The organism is uncultured Sphingomonas sp., from assembly GCF_946477935.1.
Classification (GTDB): domain Bacteria; phylum Pseudomonadota; class Alphaproteobacteria; order Sphingomonadales; family Sphingomonadaceae; genus Sphingomonas.
In genome coordinates this window covers 1-14,536 of sequence record NZ_CAMLAC010000083.1, presented here as the reverse complement: position 1 = coordinate 14,536, position 14,536 = coordinate 1, and the positions used below count along the sequence as shown (strand labels likewise).

At 67.7% G+C, this 14,536-nt stretch carries 12 protein-coding genes; 6 read left to right on the top strand and 6 right to left on the bottom strand.

The window, feature by feature from the left end:
- Window positions 1-39: 39 nt before the first annotated feature.
- The 4 genes from Q0U08_RS10515 to Q0U08_RS10500 all read left to right on the top strand — a co-directional run bounded on the left by Q0U08_RS10515 (window position 40) and on the right by Q0U08_RS10500 (window position 2,613).
- Entirely contained in the window at window positions 40-567 is a 528-nt protein-coding gene (locus Q0U08_RS10515; protein ID WP_298091400.1) for a redoxin family protein, read from the top strand.
- Window positions 564-965, top strand: a complete 402-nt coding sequence (locus tag Q0U08_RS10510; RefSeq protein WP_298091399.1) for a cytochrome c-type biogenesis protein — start codon at window positions 564-566, stop codon at window positions 963-965. The genes Q0U08_RS10515 and Q0U08_RS10510 overlap by 4 nt, the downstream gene beginning before the upstream one ends.
- On the top strand, window positions 965-1,594 hold the full coding sequence (locus Q0U08_RS10505; protein ID WP_298091398.1) for a hypothetical protein: 630 nt from the start codon (window positions 965-967) through the stop codon (window positions 1,592-1,594). Before Q0U08_RS10510 ends, Q0U08_RS10505 begins: the two co-directional genes overlap by 1 nt.
- Window positions 1,595-2,034: 440 nt before the next feature.
- Window positions 2,035-2,613, top strand: coding sequence for a hypothetical protein (locus Q0U08_RS10500; RefSeq protein WP_298091397.1), 579 nt, complete (start codon window positions 2,035-2,037; stop codon window positions 2,611-2,613).
- A gap of 131 nt (window positions 2,614-2,744) precedes the next feature.
- On the opposite strand, the gene Q0U08_RS10495 is transcribed toward Q0U08_RS10500, so the two are convergent.
- The 3 genes from Q0U08_RS10495 to ald form a co-directional block, all read right to left on the bottom strand.
- Complete coding sequence (locus tag Q0U08_RS10495) at window positions 2,745-3,413, bottom strand: Ltp family lipoprotein (RefSeq protein WP_298091396.1); 669 nt, start codon at window positions 3,411-3,413, stop codon at window positions 2,745-2,747.
- Window positions 3,414-4,206: 793 nt separating this feature from the next.
- On the bottom strand, window positions 4,207-4,419 hold the full coding sequence (locus tag Q0U08_RS10490; RefSeq protein WP_174236572.1) for a DUF3072 domain-containing protein: 213 nt from the start codon (window positions 4,417-4,419) through the stop codon (window positions 4,207-4,209).
- Between the two features lie 53 nt (window positions 4,420-4,472).
- Window positions 4,473-5,579, bottom strand: coding sequence for an alanine dehydrogenase (gene ald, locus Q0U08_RS10485; protein WP_298091395.1), 1,107 nt, complete (start codon window positions 5,577-5,579; stop codon window positions 4,473-4,475).
- Between the two features lie 131 nt (window positions 5,580-5,710).
- Here ald and Q0U08_RS10480 point away from each other — a divergent pair, with 131 nt between their 5' ends.
- The gene (locus tag Q0U08_RS10480; RefSeq protein WP_298091394.1) at window positions 5,711-6,154 is read left to right on the top strand and encodes an Lrp/AsnC family transcriptional regulator; all 444 of its coding nucleotides are present in this window, start codon (window positions 5,711-5,713) and stop codon (window positions 6,152-6,154) included.
- Window positions 6,155-6,160: 6 nt separating this feature from the next.
- On the opposite strand, the gene Q0U08_RS10475 is transcribed toward Q0U08_RS10480, so the two are convergent.
- Window positions 6,161-8,704, bottom strand: a complete 2,544-nt coding sequence (locus tag Q0U08_RS10475) for an EAL domain-containing protein (protein ID WP_298091393.1) — start codon at window positions 8,702-8,704, stop codon at window positions 6,161-6,163.
- A gap of 202 nt (window positions 8,705-8,906) precedes the next feature.
- On the opposite strand from Q0U08_RS10475, the gene Q0U08_RS10470 reads away from it, so the two are divergent.
- Complete coding sequence (locus Q0U08_RS10470) at window positions 8,907-9,290, top strand: hypothetical protein (protein ID WP_298091392.1); 384 nt, start codon at window positions 8,907-8,909, stop codon at window positions 9,288-9,290.
- Here the strand turns inward: Q0U08_RS10470 and Q0U08_RS10465 are convergent.
- Window positions 9,255-12,404, bottom strand: coding sequence for an autotransporter domain-containing protein (locus Q0U08_RS10465; protein WP_298091391.1), 3,150 nt, complete (start codon window positions 12,402-12,404; stop codon window positions 9,255-9,257). The genes Q0U08_RS10470 and Q0U08_RS10465 overlap by 36 nt on opposite strands.
- 70 nt (window positions 12,405-12,474) lie before the next feature.
- On the bottom strand, window positions 12,475-14,536 hold a 2,062-nt coding region (locus Q0U08_RS10460), incomplete at its 5' end, for a TonB-dependent receptor (protein ID WP_298091390.1).

Sequence of the window (14,536 nt, the reverse complement as noted above, 5' to 3'; positions counted from 1 at the left end):
GTGGTGGCGGGCGCGGCGGCAGCGGAGGGCGCAGGGGTGATGCGGCGGTGGTTGCTCTGGGTGCCGTTCGGGGCGTTCGCGCTGCTGTTCGCGGTGGTGGCGAGCGGGCTGTTCCGGCCCGCCGACCGGACGGTGCGATCGACGCTGGTCGACAAGCCGCTGCCCGCGTTCCAGCTCGGCGCGGTGGTGCCGGGCAAGCCGGGACTGGCGAGCGGCGATTTCGGGCACGGGCAGGCGCGGCTGCTGAACGTGTTCGCGAGCTGGTGCGTGCCGTGCATGGCGGAGGCGCCGCAACTAATGCGGCTGAAGGCGATGGGCGTGCCGATCGATGCCATCGCCATCCGCGATACGGGACCGGCGGTGCAAGGCTTTCTGAAGCGGTTTGGCGATCCCTATGCGCGGATCGGTAACGACCGGGTGAGCCGGGTGCAATTGTCGCTGGGCTCGTCGGGAGTGCCCGAGACGTTCCTGATCGACGGGCGCGGACGGATCGTGCGGCAATATGTCGGCGATATCCAGCCCGACCAGGTGGCAGGGATCGCCGCAGCGGTGAAGGCGGCGCAATGAGGTGGCTGGTGCCGCTTGCGCTGATCACAGCGGGGCCGGCGGCGGCGCAGGTCGTGGCGCCTGCGGAGTATGCCGATACGCAATTGCCCGATCCGGACCGGGAGGCGGCGGCGCGCGGATTGATGGAGACGCTGCGCTGTCTGGTGTGCCAGGGGCAGTCGATCGCGGACAGCGATGCGCCGATGGCCGGCGACATGCGCGCACTGGTCCGCCAGCGCATTGCGGCAGGCGAGTCGCCCGCTGCGGTGCGCGACTGGCTGGTCGAGCGATACGGTGCCTATGTGACCTATGATCCGCCGCTAGGGGCGGCGACATGGCCGCTGTGGCTGGCGCCGCTGTTGCTGCTGGGTGTGGGGGCTTTCGTGGCGCGCGGCAGTTTCCGGCGAAAGGGGCGGTGATGGGCTGGGCGATGCTGCTGCTGGTCGGGCTGGGCGCGATGGCGCTGGTCGTGGCGCTGCGGCTGGCGCGGCCGCTATGGCCGATGATGGGTGCCGCGCTGATGCTGGGGGCGGCGGGCTATGCGCTGCAGGGACGCCCGGGCCTGCCCGGTGCGCCGGTATCGCCGCGGCCCGAGGGGCTGGCGGAAGACGACGGGCTGCTCGACATCCGCAGCCGGATGTTCGGGCGGTTCGGGCCGGATGCCGCCATCTTCACCGCGGCGGATGCGATGAACCGCTATGGCCGCGACCGCGGCGCGGTGCAGGTGATGCTGGGATCGATCGGCGGCAATCCGCGCAGCGTGGCCTTCTGGACGCATCTGGGCACGACGCTGGCGCGCCATGACGGCAACCAGATGTCCCCGGCGGCCCGCTTCGCCTTTGCGCAGGCACGGCGGCTGGGGCCGCGCGACCCGGCGCCGTTGTTCTTCGAGGGGCAGGCCCTGATCCGGGCGGGGGACTTCGCCGCGGCACGTCCGCTATGGGCGCGGGCGCTGGCCCTGGCCGATCCGCAGGCGGGATATCGGGAGGAGGTCGCCAAGCGCCTGATGGTGCTGGACCGATTGCTGGCGGCGCAGCGCGGGGAGTGAGCGTTGCGCCTGCGGCGTCGGGCAAGTGCGCGCTGTCCTGGCAGGATAGCCTCGCTGCGTGGATGGTCGTTGCCGGGGAGTCTTCAAGGGTGGATCGGGACGGGAGATAGTGGTCGATCCTATCAAGCCGCAGCCTTGCGCAGATCCCGCCGGTTTCACCCAATATCTGTGCGGAGCGTGGCGTATCTATCTGATATCACCAGTATTCGTGAAATAGATGGTGTCTATATCGAAGTTCAACGAAACTGTCGGCGGGATTTTTCGTTTCAACATCGTAGCGATCATGCTTGTTGCGGGAGCTTCAAATGTTGCGTCGGTGTTTATTGCCTTCTTTCAGCCTCCTGGCGATGTTGGCGGGGTGCGGGTCTGAACCGCAGGGCGACGCCGCCTCGACGGCACCATCGACACAGCCGAGCCCGGGCGCCGACAAGGCGACCCTAATGGCAAAGCCGGTGGTGGACTTTGCAGACATCGCGGTGCCCGAGGTCGGCGGGATCGACAGCGCCGCCGCGGCGCGGATCAACGCTACCCTCGCGACGCTGCGTGATCGTGCGGTGGAGGCAGCGAAACAGTGTCGCGCTTCGGCCGGATCGATGCCGTTCCAGTACCGATACGCCGCACAGCCGAGTTACAATGATCGCGGCGTGCTCAGCCTGCGAATCACCGGCGAAGGGCAGTGCGGGGGTGCCAAGGGCAGCACGATCGTTGCGGCGCATACGTTCGACCTCGCCACCGGTGCGGACGTGAACGTGGTCGACGCGAGCGGGAAAACCCCGGCGGAACTCGCCGCACTGGCCGTGCAGGGCTATGCGGGCGCGGCCGATTGCAAGACCTTCCTGGCCGGCGATCAGGCATCGCTCGACTCCGCGTTCGTCACCGATCGCGGCGTGGGCGTGAATTATGCGGTGAACGTGGGTGCGGCCGAAAGTTGCGCGGCCGAGCCGGGTCTTGCGCCATGGACCGCGCTGGCAGGCGGATTGAAGGCGCCGCTTGCGATTGTGGCAGAAACTGCGCGCTAAGGCGCCGGCAGGTGATCTGGACGGGAACAGCGCGCTTCAAGGCACGGCTGTTCCGGTCTGAAAACAACGATTGGTGCGACAAAGGGTGATTTGAGAATGATTGGATGTTGTGGGACGCGGCCTATCAGCCTCTAGCAAGCCCCTGCCTGTTTGGCGCCGTAGCGTGCCTGAGCATTGGTGTATTTGGACCCGGCATCAGAGGAGAGTTGCTCAATCAGTCCGCTGCAAGAGAAACCGGTCATATCCAGATACTGTTTCGCTGAACGCACAGCCTGTTCGTTCCAGTCTACCGTCAAGCTGTCGACCGCCGCCGTGGCATCCGCGACACTGTATCCGTCGCCAGCATCGGATGAGAGCTGCTCAATCAGTCCTCGACGTGAGAATCCGGTCATGCCGAGATACTGTTTAGCACTGCGCGCGGCGTTTGCCTGCGGGCCAAAGAGGCCGACTTTCGGTGAGCTCTCCGAGTCGTCTATGGTGGACGGCATTCGATCTGTACTCGCAGAGGGGTTCGATGCTACACTAATGTTTCTATTCACGTCTTCGATTGCCGCCGCGTTTGACGAAGGCGCAGTCTTCTCATCCGGACTTGCAAGCGATCCGATGATCCCGAGTGCGACGAGGATACCCAACACTATCAAGCAGCCGGTTCTCCGTCCTTTCTGTTTGTTCGGCACTGACGAGCCGATGCGATTGGACGAAGGGTCAGCCTCGAAAGAGTGACCACAAAAGCGACAGACCTTCGCCTCAGCTTTTATCGTCTCGGCACACTGCGGGCACTTCTTCTCGTCAGCTTCCAACGTGCTTCCCCCTTTAGTCAAATCACATGATATCGCGGTAGCGATCGTGTCAACGGCGCAATGTTCAAAAAAATTCGACGAGAGCTAGCCACGATGACTTGAGATTGAACCACCTATCGTATCGCGAGACAAGTTGGCTCGTGGGCGGTACCTCAATACGAGCTCTCGATACGCTGCTGCGGAACTACTCAATCTCTACTCGGCACGGCCGGACTAAGGTAAAGTTGTCACGTTTTAGCGTTCAACGCGCGTCGTTGGCGGTGATGCTGGTTGCGCTTAGCTACAGCGTCTAGGCGATAACAGCCTCTCGCGATGAAAAACTGCGACGGTACGTCGTTGAGGGTGTATGATACAGATGGTGGTCGTCGGTCGAAATCTGCGAAATACTTGCTAGATTAAGTTGCGTTAAATCTGATCCAGCCCGCTCCGTTCGTGCTGAGCCCTTCGACTGGCTGGCAAGCCAGCCGCTCAGGATAAACTTCAGCGCTTCGCGCTGAAGTCGAAGCACAGCCACCGGCGCTTGGCCTTCGACTTCGCTCAGGCCGAACGGATGTGATGACGCAGGATTAACGCACGATGATCTAGTTGCTTTCTCGGAAACACTGGGAGCTTCATATTAGGGATCGCGGAATATGGATTGCTCGGGCGTCCGCATCGCTAAAACAGCGGACAATGTCTGGGGCAGCGGCGCGCTAACCCCCTAACACTGGGTCCTGCTCTCACAAGAACATGTTTGCAATAATGCTGCAAAGGGGAGTTGGAGCACTCCCCTTTGACGCAATGGCGGTCCCTATTACTGTCCCCGGCCGGTCTTGGCCTGCAGTTCGTCGATGCGCTTGGACGCGTCGGCCTTGGTTAGCGTGTCGTCGAAGGGCTCGCCGGCTTCTTCGGACAAGGTTTTCAAATAGCTGGCCTGGGCGCCGGTCATCGCCTCGTCGCCCGTGGTCCAGTCGTCCGGATCCTTCTCGGCGTTGGAGAAGGGTTCGCTCTTGGGATTGTCGGTCATCGCGATCGGTATCCTTTCGCGATGACCAACCAACATGTTCCTCGTTCGTTCCCTTACGCCGTCCACGCCTGGTACGGCAGGTCGAGATCGTCGGCGACCGCCTTGTAGGTGATCTTGCCGTTCATCACGTTCAGGCCGTTGGCGAGGTGCGGATCGGCTTTCATCGCCGCCTCGGCTCCCATGTTGGCGAGCCTGAGCGCGAAGGGCAGAGTCGCGTTGTTGAGCGCGAAGGTGGACGTGCGGGCGACCGCGCCGGGCATGTTGGCGACGCAGTAATGCGTCACGCTATCCACCTCGAACACCGGGTCCTCGTGCGTGGTGGCGTGGCTGGTTTCGAAACAGCCGCCCTGATCGATCGCGATGTCGACCAGTACCGATCCGCGCTTCATCGTCTTCAGCATGTCGCGGGTGACGAGCTTGGGCGCGGCGGCGCCGGGGACCAGCACCGCACCGATGACGAGGTGCGCGTTCCGGACCGCTGCGGCGATCGCCGCCTTGCTGGCATAGGCGGTCTTGATCTGGCTGGAGAAGAACATGTCCAGCTCGGCGAGACGGTCGTTGTTGATGTCGTAGATAGTCACGTCGGCGCGCATGCCGACCGCCATCTGCGCGGCGTTGACGCCCGAGACGCCGCCGCCGAGGATCGCGACCTTGGCGGGGGCGACGCCGGGGACGCCGCCGAGCAGCACGCCGCGACCACCCTGGAACTTCTCGAGATAATGCGCGCCGACCTGCACCGACATGCGGCCGGCGACTTCGGACATGGGCTTCAGCAGCGGCAGGCCGCCGCGCGGGGCGGTGACCGTCTCATAGGCGATGCAGGTGGCGCCCGACTTCATCAGCCCCTCGGCCTGCGGCTTGTCGGCGGCGAGGTGGAGATAGGTGAAGAGCAGGTGGTTGGGACGCAGCATGGCGATCTCGCCCGCCTGCGGTTCCTTGACCTTCACGATCATGTCGGCAGCGGCGAACACCTCCGCCGCGGTCGGCAGGATAGTGGCGCCGGCGGCGACATAGTCCGCATCCTCGAAGTCGATGCCACGGCCGGCGCCCGTCTCGACGACGACATCGTGACCCGCCGCGGTCAGCTCCGCCACCGACGGCGGGGTGAGGCCGACGCGATATTCGTGGTTCTTGATTTCCTTGGGGACACCGACGCGCATGATTTCGTCTCTCCTGTTACGTGTTGCCTCTGCTGTACCTGTTGTGCAGTCGGAGAGGCTCGCAAATTTCTCCCGCCTTGCTATCTCCGTTGCATGATATGTGCGTATGAGAGGCTGAACGCGGGATCCTCATGAGTGATGCGATCGAGCGCAGGATTCTGGCCCTGCTGACGCAGGATGCCGATCTGACCAGTGCGGAGATCGGCGAGCGGGTGGGGCTGTCGCCGAGTGCGGCGCACCGGCGGGTGGCGGCCCTGCGCGAGACGGGGGTGATCAAGGGGTACCGGGCGGTGCTGAGCCATGAGGCGCGGGGCAGTCCAACGATCGTGCTGGTCAACGTGACGCTGCGCGATCAGCGGCAGGAGACGATGGCCGCGTTCGAGCGCGAGATCGCGGATCGTCCGGAGATCGTGCAATGCTTCCTGATGAGCGGGGAGGCGGACTATATGCTGCACGTCGAGGTGCGGCGCGACGACAGTTTCGAGCGCATCCACCGCGAAACGCTGGCGCAATTGCCCGGCGTGACACGGCTGGCGTCGCATTTCGTGATCCGCGAGGTGGTGCGGCGGGGATAGCGGGCCTCAGCCGGTGCGCAGCCGATCCGCGACGGCCGCGGCGGTCATCGGCATGCCGAACAGGAACCCTTGCGCAGAGGGGCAGTGCCGGGCGCGCAGGTAATCGGCCTGGCCTTGCGTCTCCACACCCTCGGCGACGACCTCCATGCCGAGGCGGCGGCCCAGACCCACGATCGCATCGACGATCGCGGCATCGCCCGATCCGGCGCAGAGATTGCCGACGAAGCTGCGGTCGATCTTGATGACGTCGACGGGGAAGTCCTTGAGATGGGTGAGCGAGGCATAGCCGGTGCCGAAATCGTCCAGCGCGATGCGGATGCCGCCGGCGTGGAATGCTTCCAGCATCGTGCCCACCGCTTCGGCCCCGCGGCCGAGAAAGACGGTCTCGGTCACCTCCAGCTCCAGCCGTTCGGGCGGGATGCCGGCATGGTGCAGCCGGTCCATGATCCGTTGTACCAGATTGTCGTGACGGAACTCCGCCGGCGACAGGTTGACCGCGATCCGGCCGGGATCGAGGCCGGCGGCGAGCCAATGCCGGATGTCGGCGATGACGCCGTCCAGCATCTGTTCGCCAAGTGCGGGGGCGAGATCGAAATCCTCGAACGCGGCGGCGATCGTCTCGGGCGCCTGGATGCCGTGATAGCCGTGATGCCAGCGCAGCAGCGCCTCGAACCCGGTGATCCGGCCGTCGTGCAGCGACACCTTGGGCTGGTAGAAGGGCAGGATGCGGGCGTCGCGCACCGCTGCGCGCGCGATGCCCAGCATGGAGGCGCGGCGTTGCAGATGGGCGCGCATCTCGGGCCGGAACAGCGACAGCGTGCCACGGTGCCGCGCCTTGCCCGCATAAAGCGCGATATCCGCGGCCTTCAGGAGATCGGCCGTGTTGCCGCCGTCGCGGGGATAGAGCGAGGCGCCGGCGGTCGCCTGGCAATCGAGGATGTGACCGTCATGGGTGAAGGGTTCGTGGAGCGCGCGCAGGGCGAGGCGCACGGTGTCGCCCACCGCGTCTTCGTCCTGATCGGGGGACAGGGGGATGAAGGCGGCGAACTCGTCGCCGCCCAGGCGGCCGAGCACCGCATCGTCGCCCAGCGACTGTGCGAGGCGATCGGCAAAGGTGGAGAGCAGCCGGTCGCCCGCATCATGGCCGATGGTGTCGTTGGTCTCCTTCAGATGATCGACGTCGAACAACACCAGCGCAAGACGGCGACCGGCAGCGCGGGCGCGCTCGATCGCGCCGTCGAGATGCATGTTGAAATGAGCCCGGTTGGGCAGGCCGGTCAGCGCGTCGTGATTGGCGGTCCAGCGGATACGGTCTTCCGCCGTCCGTTCCTCGGTCACGTCGCGCACGGTGACGAGCACGCGTGCCAGCGTGCCGGACGGCGCCTGGATACGCCAGCCATCGGTGCGCATCCACCGTTCCGCGCCCGTGTCGGCGCGGCGGATGCGCAGCGTCACATCGAAGCGGTAGGCGCTGTCGCCGGCACGAACCGCGTCGACCAGCGCGGACAGCAGGTGCCGATCCTCCGGCACCACCAGCGCGAGCGCGGTCGACACCTGGGGTTTGGCATCGGGCGCGAGGCCCAGCATCGACTTGAACTCTGCGGACCATTCGCGGCGGTGGCGCACCGCGTCATAGTCCCAGATGCCGAGCCCTGCCGCCTGGGCGGCGAGGCGGAAGCGCTCCTCGCTGGCACGTAGCGCCTCCTGCACCAGCGTGCGGTCGTCAATGTCCTCCAGCGTGCCGTACCAGCGCACGACCTCGCCCCGCTCGTCCAGGCGTGCGGTGGCGCGCGAGCGGAACCAGCGATAGCCGGTCGGCGTGCGCAGCCGGTATTCGATATCGAGCGGTCGACGGCTGAGAACCGCGGTGTGCCAGAGGGTCGTGACCCAGGCCACGTCGTCGCGGTGGACCGCGTCCAGCCAGCGCGTGCCCAGCGCCGCGTCGGGGGGGCTGCCGGTAACATCGGACCAGCGCGGACTGACCGCCTGGATCGCACCGTCCGGATCGGCGGTCCAGCCGATCTGGGGGTTGAGCTCGACGGTGTGGCGGTAATGCGCCTCGCTTTCGCGCAGTTCCTGTTCGGCGATGCGCTGTGCAGTGATGTCCTGCGCAACGGTGACGGTGGAGGCGACCTGGCCGTCCGCATCGCACAGGAACGAGACATGGACCGCGCACCACACCACGCTGCCGTCGGGACGACGATAGCGCTTTTCGATGCGGAAGGGTTCGGCACGTTCGCGTTGCGCGCGGTAGAGCGCCGTGCTGCGCGCGACATCGTCGGGATGGGTGAACGCTTCCATCGACACGCCGTCCAGCGCATCGGCAGGACGGCCGACCAAGTCGCAGAAACAGCCATTGACGGCCAGGACGCGCAGATCGACGTCGCGGTGTAGGATGCCGATCCGCGCACGGCTGAGCACCTCGGACAGGGGCGGCCCCGCCGAGGCGTCCCATGGTCCGCCGAGTTCGTGCAGCAGGGGACTGCGCCGATCGGGACCCAGCGCGCCATGGGGCAGACCGGTGGCATTGCCGAAACCTCCGCGATCCAAGCGTCCCAACCCCGTGCTCCCAAAATCGTCTGCCGGCGATGTCGGTGATGCGACAACGATAAGGCGGAGATATCAGATTGTATCTCAGAGGTTTAACAATGGATGACCGACCCGTTTCGGGTTGATTCCAGCCTTTTGTCGACGCGTCGGCGCAACCTTTCAGGCAGGCAGGGACGTTGTGGCGGGCAGAAGGAGCGATGCCATGAAGTCGATGGAGATGCTGACGGGTTTCGGGATGGCGGCGGCGATGCTGCTGGCGGGGTGCAGCGATCGGGTGGAGGATCATGCGGATCGTGCCGCGGATGCGGTGGCGGCGGATGTCGGGAATGCCAGCGCAAACGTCGCGGCGAGCGTCGATCGCCTGGCCAACACGGTCGATGCGCATGTGGAAAGGGCAGGCGCGCGGGCGATCGACGATGCGGCGGCGCATGTCGACCGCGCCACCGATCGATTCACCCAGGATCTGCGTGCGCATACCGACCGCGCCGCGGATGCGACCGGCGCCGCGCTGGAGGACGCCGGCCGCTCGCTGCGCGATCGGGATGCCCGCCTAGAAGCGGACGAGCAGGCTGCCGCGCACCGATAGCGCCAGATCGTCCTGACGCTCCTCGGCATTGAATTCGCCGGCGAGGCGGAAGCCGTAGGAGCCGCCGATCGCGCGGACCCGGCCGATCCAGCCGCTGGTCCGCTCGGTCGGATCAAGGGTGAAGCGCTGCCCGCCCTCGAATTGCCCGGTGGTGGCGCCCAGCGCTCCGGCGAGGATTTCACGGCGACCGCCTTCGAACTCGACCCGGAACCAGGTCTGCTTGACGACCTGGCCCATCCAGTTGCGGGAATTGCCGAGGAAGTCGACACCGGCCACCAGGCTGGCGGTGCCGGCCAGCTCGTCGCTGGTGCGCTGGTCGATGCGCAGCGCGAAGCCCTTGCCGCCGCCCTGATCGGCATGGGCCTTCTCGCTCAGCCGGTAATAGTCGATCGCGGCGACGGGGCGGACGAAGAAGCGTTCGCCACCCATCTCATACGACATCGCGCCCGAGGCGGAGAGCAGGTCGCCATTCCAGTCGCTGCGCGCCAGACGGTTGACCTGCGTCGTGCCGACCGTGCCGATGAAGCGGCGTTCGCCGTCGAAGTTCACGCGCGCGGCGGAGATGCGGGCATTGGCGGCGAAGCTGCCCCAGTTGCCACGCCAATAGCCGGCCGCCTCGTACTGGCCGCTGTTCACGCGGTTGGCGTTGGCCTTCATCGTCTGGCGCCCGTCGAGATAGGCGAGCGCGATGCCGAAATGGCCAATGCCGGTCGCCCGTTCGACACCGCCGGCGGCGCCCCAGCCGGATATGTCATGGCCGCCGCTGGCGACGCTGCCCGTCTTCAACTGCCACGCAGCCGGCGCGATCCAGTAGCCCCAGTCGCCTTCCTGGCGGAGCAGGCCGGTCGGGTCGGCAATGACGCGGGCGATGGCGCGCGATCCCATCGTCACCATCTCGAACGTGCCATCCGCCTGGGCCGGCAGCATCTGGTCCACGGTACGGCGGAAGAGGGCGCCGTCCGCAATGCCGAGCACGACATTACCCAGTTCGGTATCGGCGGCGAGCGCGGCATAGGCGGCGTCGTACAATTGCGCGGTCTGGGCACCCAGACCGAGTTCGGTCGTCGTCTTGCGGGCGATGTCGATGCTGACCTGACCGGCAGCGGCGGTCAGCGTCCCCTTGAACAAGAAGGGGATGGACGTCGCCGACAGGGCCAGACCGTCCGCGCCGGTCAGCGTGCCGGCCCGCAACGCGATATGGCGGCCCTCCACCCCGGTCAGGCTGGTGATACCGATGGCGAGCGTCGCGCCCTTTTCGATCGTGGCGGCGCCGATCACGTCAAGCGCGGGCGTGGTGCGCGTGGTGCCATCCAGCGTCAGGCCCAGCGTCGCCTTGGCACCCATGGCGAGCGATGCGACGCGTGCCGGCGCGGTCAGCGCGAGCGTACCGCCGCCGACGTTGACCGCCAATCCGGTGGCATTGGCGAGCGCGCCGCGGAAGCTGGCGGTGTCGCCGATGCGCAGCACGTCCGCGCCGCCGCCGAAATCGGCGGTGCCGGCAAAGCGGCTGGTGCCGGCCAGCAGCATCGTGTCGTCGCCCGCGCCGAACCGCACCGTCCCGGCAACGGCGCCGGTCTGGATATCCAGCGTGTTATTGCCGGCGCCGAAGCGGATGTCGCCGTTGATCGCGGCACCGGCCACGCCCGACTGGCGGATGGTGACGCCGCCGGTTGCCGCCGACACATCGATCGCAACCGCGCGACCGGCAGTGGCGAGGCCGCCGGTCGCGGCGATCACGCCGCTATTCTCGATGGTACGCACGGTGCCGGAGGCGTCGTGAATGGCGATGGCGGTGGCATCGGCGCCGCCCGCGGTCGCCTGGATCGTGCCGGCGTTGCGGATCAGCGGCACGGCGGCACCGGCATCGATGCGCAGCGCGGTGGCGACCGACTGGGCGGTATCGCCGCCATTGGCCGCAACGGTGCCCGTGACGTTGACCTGCGGTACGGTGGCACCGGCGCCGATGCGGATCGCGGTGGCACTGGCGCCATTCGCGACGGCGGCGACGCGGCCCGCCACGCCCAAGCCGCCGGCGACCGTCACCGCGCCGCCCTGACCACCGATCACCAGCGCCTGTGCCGCGACGCCCTTGTAGACGCCGCCGGCCTGGATCGTACCGTCGACCACCATGCCGAAGCCGTCGCTGCGCCCGGCGACCGCGCCGATCGCGACCGCGCGGTCGGTGGCGCCGACCAGAACCGCGGGGGCGGCACCGAAGGACGTGACGACGGCGGTACCCTCCTGCGCGTCGTCGATGCCGTCCTTGTCCTCATCGCGGTCGCTGGCGTTCGCGTCGCGCGGCGGCACGGCGAAGATGATGCCGCCGGAGACATTGTCCGCGACCAGCAGCGCGGGGCCGCCCTGCAACAGATCGTCCGCATCGAGCTTGTCGACCGAGGTGGGCAGGGTGGTCGACCGGTAGCCGGTCGCGGTCAGCGTGCCCTGCACCTCCAGCCGGCCGCTCACCGGTCCTTCGATCCGTGCGGCACTGGCGTTCAGGCCGGTGGCGCCGATCGTGCCCGCCAGGCGGACATTGCCGCTCACCGCGCCTGTACGCACGCCCACCGCACGGTCGCCGGTGACGGTGGTGGTGCCGTTGTGGACGAGATTGCCGGTCAGCGTGTCGCTCAGCCGGATGCCGGCGGAGTCGTTGCCCTGCACGGTGATCACCCCGCCCTGTGCATGGGTGATGTCGCCGGCATAGGCGCCGGTGACGCGGATCGCGACGCGGTCGGTTCCCTTGGCGAAGGGGCCGTCCAGATCGCCGTCCTTGTCGTCGTCGGCGGGCTTGTAGGTTTCGTCGAGCGTGATCTTGCCGCTGTTGGTGATGCCGCCGCCGCCGGCCGTCGCGGCGATACCGGTCGTGCCGTTCGCGTCGCGGATGGCGATGGTGCCTTGGTTGGTGACGGCGTTGCGGCTGTCCTGCGTCACGGCCGTACCGGCGGCGATCTCCACCGATCCCTTGTCGGTGATGGTGATGGCGTCCGCGGCGCCGCCCTTGACGGTGGCGGTGCGCAGCGGCGCGGTCTGCTTGGTGGCGATGCTGGTCTGCGCGGCGGCGGGCACGACAGATATGGCGAGCATGGCGGTGGACGCCATGAGGCAGGTACGCATGGAGAAGACCCTTTTTCTGTCCCTTTGTGGAACCAGACGGAGCCGAAAGCGTGTCGCCTTGATTTTGTGGCTAGAAGCGTGCGTCGAGCCCCAAGCGGATGGTGCGCGGCCGGAGCGGCGTGACCTGTCCCATGCCGACGCGGAACGGGGTGCCGAGTGCGAAGCGGTTGCCGCGCGTGTCGGTCAGGTTGTCGATCGCCAGCGTGATGCCGAAGGGGCCGTGGCTGAGCCGCGTCGTCGCGGCGCTGTCGACATAATCGCCCTGCCATTCACCCAGATAGGGGCCGATGCCGAGACGCGAGCGGCCGACATAGCGCGCCCAGCCATCGACCGCGATGTCCCACCGGTCGTTCAGCGCGCCGCGATAGCCGATGCCGAGGCGCGCGGTGCCGTCCGCGACATTGGGGATGTCGCCGCCCAGCCGCAGCGCGGACACCGCCGCCTGCGACAGCGCCTCGGCGACCCAGGGCGAGCGGGCGCTGGCGAACAGGGCGGCGCCGGTGCCGAAGGCGGTGACCCGGCTGCTGTTGACCGCGCCGGCAGCGTCGACCTGCCAGCCCGGCGCCGGGCGCCAGCGCAGCCCGAGCGTCGCAGACCAGATGGTGCCGTCGCCGAGATTGGCGGTGGAGGGCAGCCCCCATGGGTCCAGATAGTTCGCCTGGATGCCGTGCCAGCGGCTGCGTGACAGGGCGAATTGTGCGGACCAGCGGCCGCCCTCGTCGCCCAGCCGGGCGCCCGCCTCCAGCGCATAGAGCCGGTCACTGAGGAAATGGCGCACCGTATCCCCCCCGATCGCCAGGCCGCCGGGGCGAAACCCCTGTTGGTAGCGGGCATAGAGTGTCGCCACAGGCAGGCGCCAGGTGAGTGCCGCCGAGGGCAGGGCGACGCGCATGGTGCGGGTGTTGGTGAGCTCGGGGGCAGCGCGGAGGGCAAGCGGTGCGGCTTCGTCGGCGCGGCCGTGCAGTTCGACCTGGGTCAGCCGCCCGCCGGCGGTGGCGAGCAGGCGGGAGGTCAGCGCCACCGCACCCTCGCCGTACAACGTCGCCTCCGTCACCGACTCGCCGCTGCGGATGGTCGGGGTGAGGCCGATCGGGGGCACGAAACGGCGGTCGAGGTCGCGGCGATGGTCGATCAGGCTCAGCCCCGCGACCCAGCCGCTGCCGTCCCGGCCCGCCTGCCACGCCCGCGTTTCCGAGGTCAGCATCCGCGTCGTCTGGCGCTGCACCAGCAGTTGCGGGTCGCCCCCGGGCAGGGTGGCATCGAAACGCTCGGTCAGGGACTGGCGGACGATGCCGGTGGCAGAGCGCAATGATATGCCGCCGATACGCCCGGTGACGGCGAACTGGCCCAGGCCGAAGCCGGTGCGATAGCCTTCACGCAAGGCCCGGTTGTTGACCAGCGGCGGTGCCGCCTCGTCGGCATATTGGCTGTCGCGGCCGTCGATCGACTGACCGGCGCCCGATGCCTCCACATACCAATCGGGCGCGATCTGCCAGCCGATCGCGGCGCGTCCGCCCGCCACGGAGAGGCGGTTGGCGTTGTTCCGGCCGAGCAGGGGCTTGTCGATATAGCCGCCCTCGCGCCTGGCATAGCCGACGATGCGGGTGGCGACGCCGTCGGTGACCGGCAGGTTCAGCATCGCGGCGGCGTCCCCGCCGGGCTCTCCATCGCTGGTGGAGGACAGGCCGGCGGTGATGCTGGCGCCGATGCGCGCAGGGTCCGGCGCGGCGGGGACCATGCGAATGATGCCGCCGAGCGCGCCCGACCCGTACAGCGTGCCCTGCGGCCCCTCCAGCACCTCGACCGTGCGGACGTCGTAGAGCTGCAGGCTGGGGTCCGCGCCATTATAGCCCAGCCGAAGATCGCCCCAATATTGGCCGACGATCGCCTGTGCCGGGCCGTTGAAGCTGGAGTCGGCGATGCCGCGGATGAACAGCTTGTTGCGGCCCTGTCCCAGATGGGTGGAGCCGACGCTGGCGGTGCGCGAGACGATGCGCTCGGTGCCGCCCGCGCCGCCGCCGAACGCCAGGTCGCCGCCGTCGATGCGCAGCGCGGTGCCCGGAAACCAGCGTGCCGGTACCGCACGCTTGCTGGCCACGACCACGATCTCGCCGGGTGGCTCCTCGGTGGGC

Bases quoted from the DNA above. Each gene is read 5' to 3' on its own strand.
- Q0U08_RS10515 (WP_298091400.1), top strand. From the start codon at position 40: ATGCGGCGGTGGTTGCTCTGGGTGCCGTTCGGGGCGTTCGCGCTGCTG.
- Q0U08_RS10510 (WP_298091399.1), top strand. From the start codon at position 564: ATGAGGTGGCTGGTGCCGCTTGCGCTGATCACAGCGGGGCCGGCGGCG.
- Q0U08_RS10505 (WP_298091398.1), top strand. From the start codon at position 965: ATGGGCTGGGCGATGCTGCTGCTGGTCGGGCTGGGCGCGATGGCGCTG.
- Q0U08_RS10500 (WP_298091397.1), top strand. From the start codon at position 2,035: ATGGCAAAGCCGGTGGTGGACTTTGCAGACATCGCGGTGCCCGAGGTC.
- Q0U08_RS10490 (WP_174236572.1), bottom strand. From the start codon at position 4,419: ATGACCGACAATCCCAAGAGCGAACCCTTCTCCAACGCCGAGAAGGAT.
- ald (WP_298091395.1), bottom strand. From the start codon at position 5,579: ATGCGCGTCGGTGTCCCCAAGGAAATCAAGAACCACGAATATCGCGTC.
- Q0U08_RS10480 (WP_298091394.1), top strand. From the start codon at position 5,711: ATGAGTGATGCGATCGAGCGCAGGATTCTGGCCCTGCTGACGCAGGAT.
- Q0U08_RS10470 (WP_298091392.1), top strand. From the start codon at position 8,907: ATGAAGTCGATGGAGATGCTGACGGGTTTCGGGATGGCGGCGGCGATG.
- Q0U08_RS10465 (WP_298091391.1), bottom strand. From the start codon at position 12,404: ATGCGTACCTGCCTCATGGCGTCCACCGCCATGCTCGCCATATCTGTC.